Origin of the sequence: Flavobacterium sp. GSP27 (assembly GCF_003970395.1) — a bacterium.
GTDB lineage: Bacteria > Bacteroidota > Bacteroidia > Flavobacteriales > Flavobacteriaceae > Flavobacterium.
Window position 1 is genome coordinate 125,034 of sequence record NZ_RYDP01000005.1, and the last position, 20,633, is coordinate 145,666.

Annotated in this window: 15 protein-coding genes, 3 tRNA genes and 1 pseudogene; 17 read left to right on the plus strand and 2 right to left on the minus strand. The window is 33.7% G+C overall.

Annotation, left to right across the window (positions count from 1 at the left end; genetic code table 11):
- Positions 1 to 31 precede the first annotated feature (31 nt).
- The gene (locus EKM05_RS06250) at positions 32 to 1,210 is read right to left on the minus strand and encodes an acetyl-CoA C-acyltransferase (RefSeq protein ID WP_126554175.1); all 1,179 of its coding nucleotides are present in this window, start codon (positions 1,208 to 1,210) and stop codon (positions 32 to 34) included.
- Positions 1,211 to 1,440: 230 nt separating this feature from the next.
- Between EKM05_RS06250 and EKM05_RS06255 the strand changes: the two genes are divergently transcribed.
- From EKM05_RS06255 to EKM05_RS06315, 14 genes and pseudogenes are all read left to right on the plus strand, one after another.
- Positions 1,441 to 1,524, plus strand: a tRNA-Ser gene (locus tag EKM05_RS06255).
- A gap of 14 nt (positions 1,525 to 1,538) precedes the next feature.
- Positions 1,539 to 1,613, plus strand: a tRNA-Pro gene (locus tag EKM05_RS06260).
- 21 nt (positions 1,614 to 1,634) lie between these two features.
- A tRNA-Arg gene (locus EKM05_RS06265) sits at positions 1,635 to 1,708 on the plus strand.
- A 327-nt stretch (positions 1,709 to 2,035) separates the two neighbouring features.
- A pseudogene (locus EKM05_RS14605) lies at positions 2,036 to 2,134 on the plus strand (heavy metal-binding domain-containing protein); the annotation flags it as partial.
- A gap of 333 nt (positions 2,135 to 2,467) precedes the next feature.
- Entirely contained in the window at positions 2,468 to 2,857 is a 390-nt protein-coding gene (locus EKM05_RS06270) for a hypothetical protein (RefSeq protein WP_126554177.1), read from the plus strand.
- Between the two features lie 251 nt (positions 2,858 to 3,108).
- A complete protein-coding gene (locus EKM05_RS06275; RefSeq protein ID WP_126456021.1) occupies positions 3,109 to 3,537 on the plus strand; it encodes a hypothetical protein in 429 nt (142 codons plus the stop codon).
- Positions 3,538 to 3,575: 38 nt separating this feature from the next.
- A complete protein-coding gene (locus EKM05_RS06280; RefSeq protein ID WP_126554179.1) occupies positions 3,576 to 3,791 on the plus strand; it encodes a hypothetical protein in 216 nt (71 codons plus the stop codon).
- Positions 3,792 to 3,862: 71 nt separating this feature from the next.
- Positions 3,863 to 4,546: a HupE/UreJ family protein gene (locus tag EKM05_RS06285; protein ID WP_126554181.1), complete on the plus strand. Its 684-nt coding sequence runs from the start codon at positions 3,863 to 3,865 to the stop codon at positions 4,544 to 4,546.
- A 10-nt stretch (positions 4,547 to 4,556) separates the two neighbouring features.
- Positions 4,557 to 5,180 (plus strand): hypothetical protein, encoded by a 624-nt coding sequence (locus EKM05_RS06290; RefSeq protein ID WP_126554183.1) that lies wholly within the window; start codon positions 4,557 to 4,559, stop codon positions 5,178 to 5,180.
- A 29-nt stretch (positions 5,181 to 5,209) separates the two neighbouring features.
- Positions 5,210 to 9,550, plus strand: coding sequence for a CusA/CzcA family heavy metal efflux RND transporter (locus EKM05_RS06295; RefSeq protein ID WP_126554186.1), 4,341 nt, complete (start codon positions 5,210 to 5,212; stop codon positions 9,548 to 9,550).
- A 182-nt stretch (positions 9,551 to 9,732) separates the two neighbouring features.
- A complete protein-coding gene (locus EKM05_RS06300) occupies positions 9,733 to 10,860 on the plus strand; it encodes an efflux RND transporter periplasmic adaptor subunit (RefSeq protein WP_126554188.1) in 1,128 nt (375 codons plus the stop codon).
- A gap of 173 nt (positions 10,861 to 11,033) precedes the next feature.
- A complete protein-coding gene (locus EKM05_RS06305) occupies positions 11,034 to 11,711 on the plus strand; it encodes a response regulator transcription factor (protein ID WP_126456009.1) in 678 nt (225 codons plus the stop codon).
- The gene (locus tag EKM05_RS06310) at positions 11,704 to 12,972 is read left to right on the plus strand and encodes a HAMP domain-containing sensor histidine kinase (RefSeq protein ID WP_126554190.1); all 1,269 of its coding nucleotides are present in this window, start codon (positions 11,704 to 11,706) and stop codon (positions 12,970 to 12,972) included. The genes EKM05_RS06305 and EKM05_RS06310 overlap by 8 nt, the downstream gene beginning before the upstream one ends.
- Positions 12,973 to 13,037: 65 nt before the next feature.
- A complete protein-coding gene (locus EKM05_RS06315) occupies positions 13,038 to 15,449 on the plus strand; it encodes an outer membrane beta-barrel protein (RefSeq protein WP_126554192.1) in 2,412 nt (803 codons plus the stop codon).
- A 147-nt stretch (positions 15,450 to 15,596) separates the two neighbouring features.
- On the opposite strand, the gene EKM05_RS06320 is transcribed toward EKM05_RS06315, so the two are convergent.
- Positions 15,597 to 16,571 (minus strand): hypothetical protein, encoded by a 975-nt coding sequence (locus EKM05_RS06320; protein ID WP_126554194.1) that lies wholly within the window; start codon positions 16,569 to 16,571, stop codon positions 15,597 to 15,599.
- Positions 16,572 to 17,011: 440 nt separating this feature from the next.
- On the opposite strand from EKM05_RS06320, the gene sufB reads away from it, so the two are divergent.
- The 3 genes from sufB to sufD are packed head-to-tail and all read left to right on the plus strand — an operon-like array spanning position 17,012 to position 20,629.
- Entirely contained in the window at positions 17,012 to 18,463 is a 1,452-nt protein-coding gene (gene sufB, locus EKM05_RS06325) for a Fe-S cluster assembly protein SufB (RefSeq protein ID WP_126554196.1), read from the plus strand.
- 26 nt (positions 18,464 to 18,489) lie between these two features.
- Positions 18,490 to 19,254, plus strand: coding sequence for a Fe-S cluster assembly ATPase SufC (gene sufC, locus EKM05_RS06330; protein ID WP_126554198.1), 765 nt, complete (start codon positions 18,490 to 18,492; stop codon positions 19,252 to 19,254).
- A 10-nt stretch (positions 19,255 to 19,264) separates the two neighbouring features.
- Positions 19,265 to 20,629: a Fe-S cluster assembly protein SufD gene (gene sufD / locus EKM05_RS06335; RefSeq protein WP_126554201.1), complete on the plus strand. Its 1,365-nt coding sequence runs from the start codon at positions 19,265 to 19,267 to the stop codon at positions 20,627 to 20,629.
- Positions 20,630 to 20,633: the final 4 nt, after the last annotated feature.

Genomic DNA, 20,633 nt, shown 5'->3' on the forward strand with positions numbered 1-20,633 from the left:
TTTAATATACAACTCCTAATTTATAATTATTTTAAGCTCTTTCAATAACAATTGCTGAAGCACCACCACCACCATTACAGATTGCAGCAGCTCCAATTTTACCATTATTTTGTTCTAATACGTTGATCAAAGTAACAATAATTCTTACTCCGGAGCAACCTAAAGGATGTCCTAATGATACAGCACCACCATTCACATTAATCGTGCTGCTCTTTAGTCCTAAAATTTTGGCATTGGCTAGGCCAACTACAGCAAAAGCTTCATTGAATTCAAAATAATCAACATCAGTAATGGCTATTCCTGCTTTTTCTAATGCTTTAGGAATTGCTTTTGATGGACTTGTTGTAAACCATTTTGGTTCTTGTGCGGCATCTGCATACCCTTTTATATACGCCAGAGGTTTCAATCCTAAAGAGATTGCTTTTTCTTCGCTCATTAATATCACAGCTGCTGCTCCATCGTTTATTGTAGAAGCGTTTGCTGCGGTAACTGTACCGTCTTTTGTGAAAACAGGATTTAATGAAGGTATTTTGTCTAATTTTACATTAGAAAACTCTTCGTCTTTAGAAATTATAATAGGATCTCCTTTTCTTTGAGGAACGGTTACAGAGACAATTTCATTATCAAATTTTCCGGTCTCCCAAGCTTTTGCACTTCGCTCGTAGGATTGAATTGCGGCGTTGTCTTGGTCTTCTCGGGTAAAATTATATTCAGCAGCACATAAGTCCGCACAAACGCCCATTGCGTTGTTGTCGTAAGCATCAACAAGTCCATCTTTTTGTAAACCATCAATAAATGTTGCTGGACCAAATTTAGTTCCTGTTCTCAAATTCATATAGTGAGGAATTAAACTCATGTTTTCCATTCCACCCGCAACAACAATTTCAGCATCACCACATAAAATGGCTTGAGTACCTAGCATTACAGCTTTCATTCCAGAGGCACATACTTTGTTGACTGTAGTACAAGCAACAGAATTAGGTAAACCAGCATATAGTGCAGCTTGGCGAGCAGGAGCTTGTCCTACACCAGCTTGAACTACATTACCCATAAATACTTCATCAATTAAATTTGGATCCAATTTTATTTTGTCCAAAGCTCCTTTTATAGCTACAGCACCTAATCTAGGAGCGGTAACTGTAGATAATCCTCCCATAAAACTACCGATAGGTGTTCTAACGGCAGAAACGATAACAACTCTTTTGTTCATGATTTATATAATGTTGGTTTATGTAGCAAATTTAATCTTTTTTAAACAATTTCGTATTTTGATGTTGGGATAATCTCTTTTAAAAATTTATTTATATTCTATATGTTTGATTGTGAAGTCTTTTTAGAATTAGGATAAAAAATATTTAAAAAAAAGGTCTAAATAGTTGTGAGGAACGTAAAGATGTGTTAAATTTGCAACCGCAAAACAAGACACGTTTCTTTGAGCTTGGAGGGGTGCCAGAGTGGTAATGGAGCAGTTTGCTAAACTGTCATCGAGCAATCGGTGCCAGGGTTCGAGTCCCTGTCCCTCCGCTTTATATTTTTTTCGGGGTGTAGCGTAGCTCGGTTATCGCGCCTGCTTTGGGAGCAGGAGGCCGCAGGTTCGAATCCTGCCACCCCGACTAGTTTTTTACATGAGCAATGGAGGCATAGCTCAGCTGGATAGAGCACCTGCCTTCTAAGCAGGCGGTCGAAGGTTCGAATCCTTCTGCCTTCACAAAAACCCTTATAAACGTTTGATTTATAAGGGTTTTTTATTTCTAGTTGCCAGTTTAGTTGCCTTTTGTACATGTTGATAACTTTTTACTAGACAAAAAGCCCCGATAACATTTTAGTTTATCGGGGCTTTTTTGATTAATCTGTAAAATCAATTATTATTGCGTCGGGCGGTGTATCTTCTCGGCTGTTGTTTCTTATTACGCTAATTCCGCTGTAATGTTTTTTTTGATTTGGTAACCAAAAGATATGAAAAAAAGTGCTTACTGTTAAAAGTGGCCCTTTGTCTTGAATTTATTTAGTCGGTTAGTAGTGAAAAAAAATGGAAACTCAAAAAACGTACAGCTGCCCAATGCATCCAGAAGTTACGTTGGATAAACCCGGAAAATGTCCCAAATGCGGAATGAATTTAGTGGAGAAAAAAGAGTAAAAATTCTATTAGCAACTAACGGTTCAAAATAAAGTAGTACCCACAAAAGTAGTTACAGGTTCACCAAAAAACACAATACTTTATGGAGCTTAAGAATCCAAAAATGATGTGATGTTGCTCCTGGTGTTCCATCATTTCGCTTGAGTTTTTAATACTGCATCAAATATATTCGTTGATTTTTGGACACAAAATATTATAATAAATACTGCAATCAAAAAGAAAACCAAAATAATGTGTCATCAGACACATTAGCTAGGAATTTCTGTAGATCAAGATTTACTTACAATTTTAAATTTTTGGCAATCAATAAAATTTAGTACTTTTACAATCTTGAAAAAAATAGTTGTCATATCATTCCTTTTTGCTTTTTTGTGTGCTAACACAGAGATTGGACAGTTATTTAAATTGCCGAACTTACTACAACACTTTTCAGATCACCAAGAAGATAACATTGGTCAGAATATTTCATTACTTGATTTTATAGCTATTCATTACAATGATAGTCATCAACATTCAAGTAAAGAAAAAGATAGTCATCAAAATTTACCTTTCAAGACAATTAATACAAATGTAAATACGGTTCTTGCTTTTATAAACCAAACAGCGTTTTCTTTTCGCAAGCCTACTATTATTTATCTAAACCGCACTGTAGCTTTCAGTCAGGATTTTTACATTTCCAGCGTTTTTACCTCTATCTGGCTTCCCCCTAAGTTGAGTTAATTAATTTTATTTTAAACCGTAATTAGTTATATTTTAAATATTTCTGATTGCTATTTTAAAATATACTTTGCTATTTACGTATAGCGAACGATACGTTGTATGAATTACATTAGCATTCATCACTAACTAGACGTTTAAGAGTTTTAGGTTCTCCATAACTAAAATCTTTTTAGACTTCACAAAAATCTCCTAGCGTTTTTAGTGTCGATCTGTAAGACAATCAATATTATTTAATTCGAAAAACATCTATAATGAAAACAATTAAATCCATTGCAGTTGCGATACTGATAACTATTGCAGGCACAACAATTTCTAATGCACAAGTAAACGAAAATCAATCCAAAACGCCGCACGGTGGAATAATACAAAATTCAGGCGACTACAAAATTGAAAGGGTCGAAAGAGAAAACAATATTAGTTTTTACGTACTGAATGCGAAAGGAAAAACGGTTTCAAATAAAAAAATTACTGGCTTGGCTGTTTTTGAATTTTTTAATAAAACAAAAGCAACGAATCCAGTTTCTTTGGACACCAACAATGCTTTATTTGTACAAGTTCCTAAAGCAAGCATATATGCTTATTGTACCATCACATTACTTGTCAATGGAAAAACAATCTCTTCCAAATTTAAAAATAGCCAAGTTTCTGAACAAGATATTAATCATGGACACCAACATTAATTTTATTATTCTTTATAAACCCAATTAAAATTACAATTATGAAAAATTTTTTAATCGTAGCGACTATCGCAATCGGAATGTTAACTTCTTGCAACAACAAAGCAAATAACGAAACTGAAAACACTGAAAGTCAATCTACTGAAACAGTAGAACAAGTTCAAGTGATCACAGATTCTACGGATCAAGTAGGTACGGACAGTATTAATCAAGTGGATCAAGATAAAGTTGATGCGGCTCATGGTCACACGCATTAGTATAATTTAACAGGCTGCTTCTCTTGCGAAAATTTCAGGAGAGAAGTAGTTTTTTAAAGAAAAATAAAATTATGAATTCAAAAAAAACAATATTTCTTGTTATACTTTTTTTTATCGGCATCACAGGCGTTTTTGCTCATGGTGTAGATGAAAATACGCAAACTTTTTTGTCAGGAAATGATGGCGTTGCTTTTGGCCCATTTCTCTATATTGGTGCAAAACACATGCTTACGGGTTACGATCATCTGCTTTTTTTAGTTGGTGTTATCTTTTTCCTTTATCGTCCGAAAGAAGTGCTACTTTATGTTAGTTTCTTTACATTTGGTCATAGCGCAACATTATTGTTTGGAGTTATGAGTACTATATCAATTAATTCGTATTTAATTGATGCCATTATCGCACTGTCAATAGTGTATAAAGGTTTTGATAATTTAGGTGGTTTCAAGAAATTTTTCGGAACGCAACCAAATACAAAAGCAGCTGTTTTGATTTTCGGATTATTTCATGGTTTCGGGCTTGCCAGCAAATTGCAAGATTTCAAATTTGAAAAAGAAGGATTGTTTACCAATCTGCTTGGATTCAATATTGGTGTCGAAATAGGTCAGTTCATAGCATTGACTTTTGTGCTAATCTTGATTACTTTATGGCGCAGACATTCCAGCTTTATGAAATTTTCAACAATAACAAATACGCTGCTTATGGCTGCTGGATTTGTATTAATAGGATATCAATTAACGGGTTATTTTACATCTTAAAAATTAAAAAATGTCAGAAATAAATCATCAAATAGTAAATAAAAAACAAATTATCAAAGCAGTTATCTTCGCGTTACTACTTTCTGTACTAATTTTAGTATGCGCAGTTTTACCTGCCGAATATGGAATGGATCCAATAGGAACAGGCAAACTGTTCGGGTTTAGTAAGCTTTATGTACCAGCGGATGCTGATGATGGCTTAGCTACAATAACAGGAAAAACATTCCCATTAATTAAAATGGAAAAAGCAGGTTCTGGACCTGAAGTAGAAAGACCAATCGAAGCAAATAATCCTGCACCTGAAAAACAATATGCAGAAAGAGAAGACACGGTTGAAGTAATCGTACCGGCAGGAAAAGGAATTGAATATAAAATTTATATGCTGAAATATGGCAAAATGAAATACGAATGGACGACTAATAAAGGAATTGTTTATTTTGATTTTCACGGGGAAGTAAAACAAGCTAAAGAAACGAATGACGTTTATTTTGAAAGTTACACGCTTGCCTATTCCAATAATATGGTTGGAACTTTTTATGCTCCGTATGAAGGAAAACACGGTTGGTTTTTCAGAAATAATGAAAAGACAGCCATTACAGTTACAATAAAATTAAAAGGTCAGTATTCAATATAAGTAGTGAACATTCCTTAATATAACAAATTATGCTAAATAAAATTATTGAGTTTTCAATCAAAAACAAACTCATTATTGGACTGTTTATTTTAGCTCTCATCGGATATGGGAGTTATCAATTTACTAAATTACCAATTGATGCCGTTCCTGATATTACAGATAATCAAGTCCAGGTAATTACTTCAGCGCCATCACTGGGTGCGACCGATATTGAAAGACTGATTACTTTTCCAATAGAACAAGCCAATAGTAATATTCCTGGACTGAAAGAAATTCGTAGTTTTTCTCGTTTTGGTTTATCAGTGGTTACCATTGTTTTTAATGATGCAACCGATGTGTACTGGGCAAGACAGCAAGTAACAGAACGATTAAGTGCTGTTAAAGACCAAATTCCCACCGGTATTGGAGATCCAGTTCTTGCACCGGTGACAACAGGACTAGGCGAAATTTATCAATATGCGGTACGAACCAAACCCGGTTATGAAAAAAAATACGATATCACGGAGTTAAGAACCATTCAAGATTGGATTGTTCGCCGGCAGTTATTGAGCGTTGAAGGTGTGGCGGAAGTGAGCAGTTTTGGTGGAAAATTGAAACAATTTGAAATAGCCGTTGACCCAAATAAATTGCAATCCTATAATATCACTATTACAGATGTTTTCACTGCTTTAGAAAAAAACAATCAAAATACGGGTGGTGCTTACATTGAAAAAGGGCCTAAAGTTTTATACATCCGCAGTGAGGGATTAATTAATACTATCGAAAACATAAAAGATATTGCTATTAAAAACACTAATAGCGGTAGTCCTTTGTTTATTCGTGATGTAGCTGAAGTTCGCATTGGTAGTGCTATCCGTTACGGAGCAATGACATTTCACAAAAAAGAGGTTCAATCTGGTGAAGTTTCGGGTGCAGTAGTAATGATGTTAAAAGGAGCCAACAGTAATGTGGTTATTAAAAACATTAAGGATCGTATTGCACAAATTGAAAAAACATTACCCGAAGGTGTTATACTAGAACCTTTTCTAGACCGCACCAAAATGGTAAATAATTCTATTTCGACGGTCGAAAAAAATTTATTAGAAGGTGCATTAATAGTTCTCTTTGTTCTTATTTTCTTTTTAGGAAACATACGAGCAGGATTAATTGTGGCGTCAGTTATTCCTTTGGCAATGTTAATAGCAGTCATATTAATGAACATATTTGGGGTGAGCGGTAATTTGATGAGTTTAGGGGCATTAGATTTTGGATTGATTGTAGATGGTGCTGTTATTATTGTTGAAGCGTGTTTGTTTAGTTTGCACAGCAGGAAAACTGCTCAAATTTCACAACAAGAAATGGACAGCACCGTACTAAAAACGTCAATAAAAATGCGTAATGTTTCCGTTTTTGGGGAATTGATTATATTGATCGTGTACATTCCCATTTTTACGTTGCGCGGTATTGAAGGGAAAATGTTTTTACCAATGGCACAAACCATTGCATTTGCTCTGTTTGGTGCTTTTATATTGTCGTTGACGTATGTTCCGATGATGACCGCTCTATTTTTAAATAAAAATATATCCCACAAAAAAACTTTTTCAGATATAATGATGGAAAAATTAGAAAATTTCTATCAACCCATTTTGAACAAAGCATTGGGAATTCCAAAAACAATTATTGCTGTAACATTAGGATTGTTTGTTTTAGCGCTGATTACACTTTCGTTTATGGGTGGTGAATTTATGCCCTCGTTAGAAGAAGGAGATTTTGCAGTAGAAACTAGGGTTTTGCCGGGAAGTAATTTGCAAACTTCAATGACAGCTATTTCACAAGGTGCAAAAATATTAATAGAAAAATTTCCCGAAGTGGAGAAAATTGTAGGCAAAACAGGAAGTAGCGAAGTGCCTACCGATCCAATGCCAATTGATGCAAGCGATATGATGATCATTTTAAAGAACAAAAGTGAATGGACTTCTGCCACAACTTTTGACGAATTATCAACAAAAATGGCCAAGGAATTGGAAGCTGTTCCTGGAGTTTCCTTTGGTTTTCAATATCCGGTTCAAATGCGTTTTAATGAATTGATGACTGGTGCTAGGCAAGATGTGGTCTGTAAAATATTTGGAGAAAACTTAGATACGTTGGCGTTATACGCCAATAAATTAGGTAAAATTGTAAATACAGTTGAAGGAACTTCAGATCTTTATGTAGAAACCGTTACCGGAATGCCACAAGTAGTAATTGACTACAACAGAGCTTCCATTGCACAATACGGATTAAACATTCAGGATATTAATCGAGTTGTAAATACCGCATTTGCAGGACAAAGCACAGGGGTTGTTTATGAAGGTGAAAAACGATTTGATTTAGTAGTTCGCTTAGAAGGCGAAAAACGTCAGGATTTGGCAGATGTTCAAAATTTATTAATTCCAACGGCAACTGGTTTGCAAATTCCTTTATCTCAATTAGCTAAAGTTGAAATTATCGAAGGACCGAATCAAATACAAAGGGAAGATGCCAAACGTAGAATTGTAGTTGGATTTAATGTACGAGGCCGTGATGTACAAAGTATTGTAAAAGAACTGCAAGGTAAAGTCGAAGCTCAAATAAAATTTCCTGCGGGTTACTATCCTACGTATGGCGGTGCTTTTGAAAACTTAAACGAAGCCAAAAATCGTTTGATGATTGCGGTTCCAGTTTCATTACTATTAATATTTATTTTGCTCTATTTTGCGTTCAATTCCGTAAGACAAGGACTGTTGATTTATTCGGCAATTCCACTATCGGCAATTGGAGGTATTTTCTTTTTAGCATTGCGAGGAATGCCGTTTAGTATCAGTGCCGGAGTTGGTTTTATAGCCTTATTTGGTGTAGCGGTTCTGAATGGATTGGTGTTAATTGCAGAATTCAACAGCATTCGAAAATCGGGGGAAACCGATTTAAAAGCGATTGTTTTGCAAGGAACTAGAATACGATTACGCCCCGTTTTAATGACTGCATTTGTAGCATCATTAGGTTTTTTACCCATGGCATTGAGCAATGGTTCTGGTGCAGAAGTACAAAAACCATTGGCAACTGTTGTCATCGGAGGTCTGTTGGTTGCAACATTTTTAACTCTATTTGTTTTACCAATTTTATATATCATGTTTGAAAAAGGAATTAAATTACAACCCAAAAAGATAAAATCAATTACGACTATCCTGGTATTGGGATTGTTCTTTTCTTTCCAAAGTGCCAATGCTCAGGAAAGAATTTCAATAGAGCGCGCGATTGAAACAGCTCTTTTAAACAATATCAAAATTAAAAATGAAAAACTGAATTCAGAGTACTTGCAAAAAATGGAAAACACAGGTTATGATATTTCCAACACGGGTATTATAGGTGAATATGGTCAGTTTAACAGCATTGTAAATGATGTGAAAATTGGTGTTTCGCAAAGCATAAAATTCCCAACCGTTTATAAAAGACAGAAACAACTTTTAATAGAAGAAGCCAAAAAAGGACAATGGAACGAAGCTTTGCAAAGAAAGCAATTGACCAGACAGGTAACAATCGTGTTTTACGAAATGTTGTATTTAAAAGAAAAGGAAAAGCTGTTGCTAAAAAGCGATAGTATATATTCTGATTTTTTAAGGATCTCAACACTTCGTTTTGTTAAAGGCGAAAGCAATATATTAGAAAAAGCAACCGCTGAAAACCAATCTGGACAAATAAAAATTCAACTTTTGGAATTACAAAGTGATTACAAAATAATTCAATCACAATTCAAGTATTTACTTAATACGGATAAAGACTTTGTCCCAGTTTCAAATAAATTTAAAATGGATTTCATCAAAAATTCAGATACAAATGCTATTAGCAATCAACCCAGTGTGAAATTATTTGAGCAAGAAGTGAATAGCAGTAAAGCAGAAGTTTCACTTGAAAAATCTAAAAAATTACCGGAATTAATTGGTGGTGTTTATTACCAGACTTTCAAAACAAATACTGTATTTCAAGACAGTAATAATGGTGTTTACGGACAATTAGGAGTGGCGCTTCCATTATTTAATACAGCAATAAATAACAGGAAAAAGGCTTTAGAGATAAATACGCAAATAGCCGAAAATAATTTAAATAATGAAAAACTAAAACTGGAAAGCAAGAATCAGGAATTAGTCCAGGAATATAAAAAACACAAAGAAACTATCGCCTATTACGAGAGTCAAGCTTTAAAAAATGTTGATTTAGTAACTAAAGCTGCTAATGATAAATTTATCAATGGTGACATTAATTATATGGAATGGGTAATGCTTATTAATCAAGGTACCGAAATTCAAAGCAGATACATCGAAGCAGTTAAAAAATTAAACACCGCTGTTATTGAAATCAATGCTTTAACTAATTAAAATAGTTTAATTATGAAAGGAGCATGATCGTAATTGGAGTCGCAAGCGCCAATGATGATATGCGAATTACATATGACTGGACTTGCTAACTTTACCCGCATAAAAAGTTAAGAATAAAAACCTTAATTTTAAATTATGAAAAAGAATCGAAAATTCACAAATACCAAAATAAAAATACTATCATGATTAAAAATACAATTATTACAATATTGGCAATAGTATTCCTTTCTTCTTGTGGAAACAAGAAAACGGAAAGCGAAACCGAAGCTAATCCAACTATCGAAAACACGACAACTCTTACCGATGCACAAATAAAAAATGCAGGTATTGAAACTGGAAAAATCACACAAAAACAAATTTCATCTACCTTAAAATTAAATGGTAAAATAGATGTGCCGCCTCAAAGCTTAGTTTCCATTAGTGTTCCAATGGGCGGTTATTTAAAACACACCAAATTGTTAGAAGGAATGCATGTTACCAAAGGGCAGGTTTTGTGCGTTGTAGAAGACCAACAATACATTCAACTGCAGGAAGATTACCTTTTGGCGAAAGCAAAAATTGGGTATGCAAAAGCCGAATTTGAAAGGCAAAAAGAACTCAACCAAAGCAAAGCCAGCAGCGATAAAGTGTATCAACAAGCACAATCAGAATACAACTCACTATTTGTAATGGTACAATCGTATGGCGAGAAATTAAAATTTGCAGGGATAAATCCGAATAATGTTTCAACAAAAAACATTTCAAAAAGCATCAATGTATACTCGCCAATAAGTGGTTATGTAGCTAAGGTCAATGTAAATATTGGCAAGTATGTAAACCCGAGCGATGTTTTATTCGAGATTGTAAATCCATCGGATATTCATTTGGCCTTAACCGTATTTGAAAAAGACATCAATAAATTGGCTATTGGTCAATCGGTATTGGCTTATACTAATACCAATCCCGAGAAAAAATATCCTTGCCAAATTATTTTGATAGGTAAAGATTTTTCAGAAAACCACAGCACTGAAATACACTGCCATTTTATAAATTATGATAAAACACTTTTACCGGGCATGTATATGAATGCCGAAATAGAATTAAAAAGTCAGCAATCAAATGTACTGCCATCTGATGCTATTGTAAATTATGAAAACAAGAATTATATTTTTGTTGCCAAACAAAACAAACAATTTGAAATGAAAGAAGTCACAATAGGAGCTACAGAAAATGAATTCACTGAAATTCTTTCAGACGATTTAAAAGACGAAAGAATTGTTATCAAAGGAGCTTATGCACTTTTAATGAAAATGAAAAATGTAGAAGAATAAAAAACATAAATTTACAGTAATGACAGAAAATAATTTTTAAAATCAACCACGCTGTCTGATGTAGCTGCATTAGTTGTCAGAATTTTATAAGTGAATAACTCAGTTAAATTTAGAAAAAACAATTTAATACCTAAATTCAAATTTCATTCAAAATTGAATTGTTAATTTGCAATATGAAAATTCTAATCATCGAAGACGAAATCGATATTGCGAACAGCATAAAAAGTTATCTAAAAACAAATGATATTCATTGCGAAACCGCAAGCACGTATCAAACGGCTTTAGACAAAATTATTATGTATGATTATGATTGTATTTTAGTAGATCTAATGCTTCCGGGTGGTGATGGATTTAGCATTTTGAAGAAATTGAAAATACTAAACAAATCAGAGGGGATTATTATAATTTCGGCTAAAGAAACGTTAGAGACCAAAATCGAGGGATTCAATCTTGGAGCAGATGATTATTTGACGAAACCCTTTCATCTTTCAGAGTTGTTGGTCAGAATTCAGGCCTTGGTTAGAAGAAAAAAATACGACGGAAACAATAAAATTGAATTCAATGAAATAGAAATTGATACTTTAGCAAAATCGGTAAAAATTGGAGAGAAGAAAATAGAATGCACCAAGAAAGAAATTGATTTATTATTGTTTTTAATTGGAAATAAAAACAAGGTTTTGTCTAAAAGTGCCATAGCTGAACACCTTTCAGGTGATATGGCGGACATGCTGGACAATCATGATTTTGTTTATGCCCACATCAAGAATTTGAAAAAAAAGCTAAACGATGCCGGAAGCAATGATTACATAAAATCAGTTTACGGAATTGGTTACAAATGGAACAATGAATAAAAAATTATTACATACTACTCTAAAATATTATGTTTTATTTTCTTTAATAGTGATGCTTTCAGCAGCGCCATTATTCTTTTATATAACTCAATTACTGTATCTACATGAAACAGATGAAGCCTTGCTACTTCAAAAAGAGGAATTCGAGTTATTGTATGCGCCGCAATTACAAGACAAGGATGTTGCAGTTTGGAATAAATGGAATAGGGATATAAAAATAGAGAAAGTTCAGAAAATAATTTCTAGAGACACACTATTCAGCAATAGTTATTATAATAATTTGGATAAAGAAAACGAACCCTATCGGGTGCTCAATGCTCCAGTTACAATTAATAATAAACACTACCTTTTTTCTGCCAGAATAAACCTAGTTGACAATAAGGATTTTATTGTCAGTATTTTAATGGTGTTTACCATCATTATTTTAATTCTTTTATTTGGATTATTTATCATTACTAAAAGGCTATCTCTTAGGCTTTGGAAACCATTTTATGACACTCTCGAGCAAATTGAGAAATTTGAAATCGATAAAAGTTCCCATCCAAAATTAGTTGTAAATACTATTGAGGAATTCAATCGACTCAATCAGGCAATAAATAAATTGATTGAAAAAAACACACGCATTTATAAAAGCCAAAAAGAATTTATTGAGAACGCGGCACACGAATTGCAAACACCAATTGCTATTTTTAAAGGAAAATTGGAAACATTATTGCAAAGAGACGATGTGTCGGAAGAACAATTTGAAATACTGGATAAATTAAATGATACAACAACAAGGCTAAACCGATTAAATAAAAACCTGTTGCTTTTATCAAAAATAGAAAACAAACAATATAACATTCCTGAAGAGGTTCTTTTGAATGAGGTTATCACAAATCAATTAGATTTTTTTATAGAACAGGCATTAGCAAAAAATATTAAGATAAATACTGCTTTAGAATCGAATACATTTGTTAAAACGAATCTGTTTTTATCTGAAGTTTTGATCAGTAATTTGTTTCTGAATGCAATTAATCATAATGTTGCTAATGGAAGCATCAATGTTGTATTGCATAAGAATGCTTTAGTTTTTTCCAATACGGGTATATTAAAATCGCTCGAAACAGATAAATTATTTGAACGTTTTTCTAAAGTAAATCCATCCTCGAAAGGGAACGGTTTGGGTTTATCAATAATTAATAAAATTGTAGAGAACAACAATTGGGAAGTTATTTATAGTTACAAAGATAAGTTACACATTTTCGAAATTCAATTCTAAAATTCAATATTTCTTCAAACTCCAATCGCAATTTTGTCGTTTAAATAAAGAATAAAAATTAAGATATGCCAATAAAAACAATATTATTAGTATCATTTCTAATACTATCAATTTCAGATTTATTAGGACAAAACAAAGCGGTCACACTATCCGGAATTACAAAAGATAAAACATCAAAAGAGACTTTGCTTTATGTAAATGTACTCTTGAAAAACACAAAGGATAACGTTTTGATTACGGGAACTGTTACCAATGAAGAGGGTAGGTTTTCATTTTCGAATGTAGTTCCTGGAAATTACTTTCTAGAGTTTACACTTGATGGATACAAAACAAAAAACCAACCTATTTATGTAGGTTCACTTTCTGAATTTCTAGATGAGGGAAGCATTGAATTGGAAGATAATGCTACTATTTTAAATGAAGTTGTGGTCGTTTCAAAGGAAGAACTTATTAATCAGAAAATGGACAAAAAAACCTTCTCCGTGGCAGATAATATCAGTCAGAGTGGTGGTTCTGTTTTACAAACAATGCAAAATTTGCCTGGTGTTTCCGTGCAAGACGGGAAAGTACAAATTAGAGGCAATGATAAAGTCACCGTTTTAATTGACGGAAAACAAACCGCATTAACAGGGTTTGGAAACCAATCGGGCTTAGATAATATACCCGCATCTGCGATAGAAAAAATTGAAATCATTAACAATCCTTCTGCAAAATACGATGCCAACGGAAACGCTGGAATTATCAATATTATTTACAAGAAAAACAAAAAAGAGGGATTCAACGGAAAAGTGGGTTTTACCTCTGGATTGGGTGCGCTGTGGGAAAGAAAAGAAAATTTACCAACTATTCGTCCGCAATACTCATTAACACCAAAAATTAATCCGACGTTATCACTTAATTATCGTAAAAACAAAATCAATGCTTTTTTTCAGGGTGATTATCTTTATACAGAAACACTCAATAAAAATGAGTTTGTAACGCGAACCTACACTGATGGAACTATTATTAATCAACAAACCAAAAGAAATCGGAATACGCACTTTACTACTTTAAAAACTGGAATTGACTGGAATATTAATGTCCGAAATTCATTAACCGTTTCTGGTCTGTTTGGAACCGAAAAAATCATTGACAATGGAGATCAGCCCTTTTTTAATGAAAATTATTCGGAACGATTGCGACTTTGGCAATTTTTGGAAGATGAATTAAAAACCACCGCTATGGCTACTGCGGCATACCAGCACAAGTTTAAAGAAGCAGGACGGTTATTAAATATTGGTTTAAATTATACTTTTCACAGAGAGGATGAAAAATATTTTTTTGACAATATTTTGCCAACCTACACCGGAAAAGATGCTTTCAAATTGTTATCAGAGGAGAAAGTAGCCGACTTTAATATTGATTATATCAAACCCTTAAAATACGGAAGATTTGAAACCGGTTTTAAATTCAGAAAAAGGGATATTCCAACTAATATGCAGTTCTTTCCCGGCGCAAATTCTCCCATAGATAGCGGTGCTGGCGGTCAAGCAACTTACAAAGAAATTATTCCGGCCGTGTACGGAAATTATATTTTTGAAAACAATAAAATTGAGGCAGAACTGGGTTTGCGAGTAGAATATGTCGATTTGCAATACAATATCAATCCAGATCATAATACCTATAAAAGTGACGGGTACAACTATACCCAACCTTTTCCAAATGTGCGATTGGCATACAAAATTGATGACAGCAATAAAATATCATTATTTTACAATCGTAGAGTAGACAGGCCAAATGAAGTCGATATTAGAATATTTCCAAAATACGATGATGCAGAAATAATAAAGGTTGGGAATCCTGCACTTCGTCCGCAGTTCACCAATTTGTTAGAACTGGGTTATAAAACGAACTTAAAAAAAGGATATTTCTATTCGGCAGTGTACCACCGTTTTGCAAATGCTACCATTACTCGAATAGCATCGACAGTTCCAGATAGCAATTTAATCTATGCTATTTTCCAAAATGCAAATAAAAGTTTCAATACAGGGATTGAAATGATCTTTTCACAAGAGATTGCAAAATGGTACTCGTTTAACTTCAACTTAATTGCGTATCACAATCAAATTAATGCTTTTGCTGTTGAAAATAAATATCCAATTCCCAATACTTTTTCGGCAGAGAAGCAAGACATTTTTTCTGGAAATATTAAATGGAACAATATCTTGCACTTATCCAAAAAAGTGGATGCTCAAGTAACCGCTATATATTTGGCGCCAGATATTATTCCGCAAGGAAAAATTGCTTCTCGATTTTCAATTGATTTAGGGATTAAAAAATCAGTCCAAAATGGCAAAGGAGAATTCTTTCTAAATGCAACCGACATTTTAAATACATTAGTAATCAGGAAACAAATTCAAGGTCTGAATTTTAATTATAACAGCACTGACTATAATGAAACACAGGTAGTTCGATTAGGTTATAATTATAAATTTTAACTCAAATAAGAAAATTACCGGAAATCCCGATTGTATTTTAGATAATGAGAATTTGTGCAACTACTTTAGAGAAACAGCTGAAAACTTACTTTTAATGGCATTAAATATTGGTTATGCGTTGGCTAACTAATTTTTGCTGTTAAGCCGTTAAAATGGTAAGTCAATAGATTCTGGATTAATAAAATCTTTGGTATACGGATTTTCAAGAAAGCTAAGTGGCGGCATTTGAAATTTAAGAATATCCTCTTTTTCAATACCGTAAACCTGCCAATAATTGGATAGCAATTGGGCATATATATCCTCATCCCAAAATCCGAAATGAGGTTGCTTACCAGCCGTTTCAACTTCTATAGCAATCCCATTGTCTTGGTTTTCAATTTTGTATTCAGGTTTGTACTGTAATATATAATCTGAATAATGAAACCTAGCGTACAACTCTTCAAACTGGATGGGATGTAAAACATGACCTTCCATTTTATCGAGAATCTCTTTTTGCTTCTCCCCAATTACGCCGTTATCTTGTAAACATGCAATAAAACCAAATTCATTGACTCCAAATGAGAACATTAAATTAACTGCATCGTTGCGATAGCTAAAAATATCGGCAGAATATTTAAGTGGAAATACGGCGATGCTCCATGGTTTTTTTCCAACGAAGGAAATCGGTTCTATTAAGGATTGTAGCATTAAATGGAAGTAACCAAAGCGTTTCCTGAGAGTGACGGAAATCTCAAAATCTTCACCTTGCCTTAGCAGCCTGTCTCTTTCATAAAGCATTTCGTAGTATAGCATACCATAGACCATTCTGCCTGTCCATTGAAAAAGCAACTCTTGATCGAGTGACGCCATGCTTTCAAAACCTTTTTTATACGCAGCCTCAACTTTTACATCCAGCTCCTCAAAAGCTGTTTTCACTTCGGAAGAACACGGTAATTTAAGATCTGAATAATTATAAGATTTGGTTTTATCCATCATCTCAATTCTTTCATTACCTAATTTAAAATGATCCATCAGCCATACTGGAAAAACGGTCATGTTTTCATTTGTCAAAGCTCCTGAAAGAAAGCAAAAATGTTCGTCAAAATTCAAATCCTTAAAAGGATTAAAAAGCGTATGTGTCATCAATATTCAGAAATATTAAGTTTTAATTTTTTTCCAAATGTAGCCATAAATTATTATTTTCTTTGCCTAATTTATATAGAATGAAAAATCTCAAATTTTGGACAGTACCGTAAAACCTTCGTTTAAATGCAGATTTTAACAATGTTGATTATTACGACCCAGAGTTTTCAGCCCAGCTTTTCCTAAAATAGGTAAGGCTGCAATATATCCATTTTAAAATCCAAATCCCACTCCTCTATATATATAGTTTATACCAAAAAATGGATGAATATTCAAATAAAGTAGCTATTCTTATGTTGCCTAAAAAACCAAATAAACTCATATTTATAGTCACGTAATATTATTATACTTTTTAGTGTAAATTAATTTATACTTTTTAGTACATAATAAATAACTTCGTTTATCTTTGCAGAGAAGATTTAAATTTAATAGCTAAAATCATGAGCAAAGAAGCGTCCACAGAAACTCTTGAAGATTACACCAAGAGTGATTACAAATATGGATTTACCAGTAATATTGATACTGAACTTATTCCAAAAGGTTTAAATGAAGATACTATTCGATTAATATCTTTTAAAAAAGAGGAGCCGCAATGGCTACTTGACTGGCGTTTAGAAGCATTTAGGCATTGGGAGACCCTGACAGAACCCAAATGGCCGAATGTGAAATATCCACCAGTAAATTATCAGGACATCATTTATTATGCTGCTCCAAAACAAAAAAAAATACTCAACAGCTTGGATGAAGCAGATCCTGAATTATTGAAAACGTTTGAGAAATTAGGTATTTCAATAGGAGAACAAAAACGATTAACTGGTGTTGCCGTTGATATCGTAATTGACAGTGTATCTGTGATAACTACCTTCAAAGAAGAATTATCCAAATTAGGAATTATCTTTTGCTCGTTTGGTGATGCCGTAAAAGAACATCCTGAACTAATAAAAAAATATTTAGGAATGGTTGTTCCTTCTACTGATAATTTTTATGCTGCACTTAATTCCGCCGTGTTCACAGATGGTTCGTTTTGTTACATTCCAAAAGGGGTTAGGTGTCCGATGGAACTTTCAACTTACTTCCGTATCAATGCCGAGGGATCAGGCCAATTTGAAAGAACATTAATTGTGGCCGAAGCAGGCAGTTATGTTAGCTATTTGGAAGGATGCACTGCTCCTACAAGAGATGAAAATCAATTGCATGCTGCAGTGGTTGAACTCATAGCGTTTGACGATGCTCAAATCAAATATTCCACTATCCAAAACTGGTATCCGGGAGATAAAGACGGAAAAGGAGGCATTTATAACTTCGTAACTAAAAGAGGATTGTGCGCAGGTGTAAGGTCAAAAATCAGTTGGACACAAGTAGAAGCAGGTTCTTCCATTACTTGGAAATATCCAAGTTGCATTTTAAAAGGTGACTATTCAACGGGTGAGTTTTATTCTGTTGCAGTTACAAATAATTTACAACAAGCGGATACAGGAACTAAGATGTGGCATATTGGTAAAAACACCAGCAGTACTATTATTTCCAAAGGTATCTCAGCAGGTCAAAGCAATAACTCGTACAGAGGTTTGGTTAAAGTAGGAAAAAATGCGGAAAATGCCAAGAATTTTTCACAATGTGATTCCTTATTAATGGGAGATAAATGTGGTGCGCATACTTTCCCTTATCTCGAAATTGACAATGATACAGCTCAAATTGAACACGAAGCCACAACTTCTAAAGTAGGTGAAGATCAACTTTATTACTGTATGCAAAGAGGATTAAAAATGGAGGATGCCATTAATCTTATTGTTAATGGGTATTGCAAGGATGTGTTTAAAGAATTACCAATGGAATTTGCAGTGGAAGCACAAAAATTGCTTGCTGTAAGTTTAGAAGGTAGTGTTGGATAAAATAATTAAATAAAAAAACAGAACTCATGTTAATAATAAAAAATTTACACGCAGAAATTGAAGGAAAAAAAATATTGAATGGTATTAACCTTCAAATAAATGCTGGCGAAGTACACGCTATAATGGGACCAAACGGTGGTGGTAAAAGTACGCTGGCACACGTTTTAGCAGGTCGAGAAGGGTATGAAATCACTGAGGGTAGTATTACCTATATGGGGAAAGACCTCCTCGAATTATCAGTAGATGAACGTGCCAAGGAAGGTATATTTCAGGCATTTCAATACCCGATAGAAATACCGGGTGTAAGCACTGCAAACTTTCTTAAACATACCATTAATGCTGTTAGAAAACATCAAGAAAAGACGGATTTGAGTGCAACCGAAATGCTAAAATATATTAAAGAGAAGGCAAAAATGGTGGAGATGGAAGATGGTTTTTTAAGCCGTTCTCTAAATCAGGGATTTTCGGGCGGAGAAAAAAAGCGCAATGAAATTTTACAAATGGCTGTTTTAGAACCAAGACTTGCCGTGTTGGATGAAACTGATTCAGGGCTTGATATTGATGCGCTTAAAATAGTTGCCAATGGTGTTAATCAACTAAAAACAAAGGACAATGCTTTTATAGTAATTACACACTACCAACGTTTACTCGATTACATTATCCCTGATTTTGTGCATGTGTTATACAATGGACAAATCGTTAAATCGGGCGACAAAAATTTAGCATTACAGCTGGAAGAAAAGGGATACGACTGGATTAAAGAAGAAGTAGCAACATTAACAATATCTTAAAAAGATAAGCATGAAAATTCAAAATACACCAGATAAAAATGATAACAGGGGAAAGTTTATTGAACTATTCCGTCTTTATGAAAATTCATTAAATGGACAGAAAAATAATGTAATGCATAGTCTCCAGAAAGTTGCTATTCAACGATTTGGCAATAACGTAGATTTTCCAACCAGAAGAAATGAGGATTGGAAATATACCAATGTTGCCGAGTTACTTCAGCCAACATACCAGCAGCCAAAACTGGTTGACATTACAACAGAAGATATTAAGCCTTTTCTTTTTGAAGGGTTGGATGCATACCTGCTAGTTTTTGTGAACGGTAAATACAATAAATTACTTTCATCAAAAGATGAATTATCGCAAAAAATCATAGTGCAGGATATTCCTTCTAGTTTGAGAGAAGATAGGCTTACAAAAGAAACGGTTTCTGAATACCTGTCGAAATGGGCAATTAAAGAAATGAATTCCTTCGTTGTATTAAATACTGCCTTCGCTCACAATGGAATTTATATTTATGTGCCTGATGGATTAGTGCTGGATCGCCCTGTTCATATACTAAATATAGCACATACAGAAGAAGAGCCAACAGTTATCAGTCCGCAAAAAATAATCGTAGCCGGAGAAAATAGTAAATTAACGGTTATTGAAACGTATCATCATCTCACTAATTCCCAACAAACGTATTTCACGAATACGGTTACACAGTTGGTTCTAAAAAGAAATGCGATTGTTGATCATTATAGAATTCAAGATGAAGGTGAGAATGCATTTTTTATCAATAATACAGAAGTTGAGCAGATGCGTGATAGTACCTACAGCTCTTATGTAGTTGATTTGGGCGGAAAATTAGTAAGGAACAACCTAAGCTCCATTTTAAAGGATAGTGGAACAATGACTAATTTTTATGGACTTTATGTTGGTATAAATAAGCAGCATATAGACAACCAAACTTTTATAGACCATGCGTGTCCGAATTGTAACAGCAACGAATTGTACAAAGGAATTCTTGCAGATAAAGCTAAAGGAGTATTTAATGGTAAAATAATAGTACGACCCGATGCTCAAAAAACAAATGCTTTTCAGAAAAACCATAGCCTTGTATTATCAAAAACCGCCTCGATGAATAGCAAACCCCAGTTGGAAATTTTTGCGGATGATGTTAAATGCAGTCACGGGGCAACCATTGGACAATTAAATAAAGAGGCATTATATTATATGCGTTCCAGAGGCTTATCTGAAAAAGAAGCTATATCAGTTTTAAAACAAGCTTTTTTAACAGAAATAACGGAGTTAATTAAAATTGAACCTGTAAGGGGAAAAGTAGAACAGCTTCTTGTTGATAAATTTAAGCAATTTACGGAAACAAACAATTAACTAT

Bases quoted from the DNA above. Each gene is read 5' to 3' on its own strand.
- EKM05_RS06250 (WP_126554175.1), bottom strand. From the start codon at position 1,210: ATGAACAAAAGAGTTGTTATCGTTTCTGCCGTTAGAACACCTATCGGT.
- EKM05_RS06275 (WP_126456021.1), top strand. From the start codon at position 3,109: ATGAAAACAATTAAATCCATTGCAGTTGCGATACTGATAACTATTGCA.
- EKM05_RS06280 (WP_126554179.1), top strand. From the start codon at position 3,576: ATGAAAAATTTTTTAATCGTAGCGACTATCGCAATCGGAATGTTAACT.
- EKM05_RS06285 (WP_126554181.1), top strand. From the start codon at position 3,863: ATGAATTCAAAAAAAACAATATTTCTTGTTATACTTTTTTTTATCGGC.
- EKM05_RS06290 (WP_126554183.1), top strand. From the start codon at position 4,557: ATGTCAGAAATAAATCATCAAATAGTAAATAAAAAACAAATTATCAAA.
- EKM05_RS06295 (WP_126554186.1), top strand. From the start codon at position 5,210: ATGCTAAATAAAATTATTGAGTTTTCAATCAAAAACAAACTCATTATT.
- EKM05_RS06300 (WP_126554188.1), top strand. From the start codon at position 9,733: ATGATTAAAAATACAATTATTACAATATTGGCAATAGTATTCCTTTCT.
- EKM05_RS06305 (WP_126456009.1), top strand. From the start codon at position 11,034: ATGAAAATTCTAATCATCGAAGACGAAATCGATATTGCGAACAGCATA.
- EKM05_RS06310 (WP_126554190.1), top strand. From the start codon at position 11,704: ATGAATAAAAAATTATTACATACTACTCTAAAATATTATGTTTTATTT.
- EKM05_RS06315 (WP_126554192.1), top strand. From the start codon at position 13,038: ATGCCAATAAAAACAATATTATTAGTATCATTTCTAATACTATCAATT.
- EKM05_RS06320 (WP_126554194.1), bottom strand. From the start codon at position 16,571: ATGACACATACGCTTTTTAATCCTTTTAAGGATTTGAATTTTGACGAA.
- sufB (WP_126554196.1), top strand. From the start codon at position 17,012: ATGAGCAAAGAAGCGTCCACAGAAACTCTTGAAGATTACACCAAGAGT.
- sufC (WP_126554198.1), top strand. From the start codon at position 18,490: ATGTTAATAATAAAAAATTTACACGCAGAAATTGAAGGAAAAAAAATA.
- sufD (WP_126554201.1), top strand. From the start codon at position 19,265: ATGAAAATTCAAAATACACCAGATAAAAATGATAACAGGGGAAAGTTT.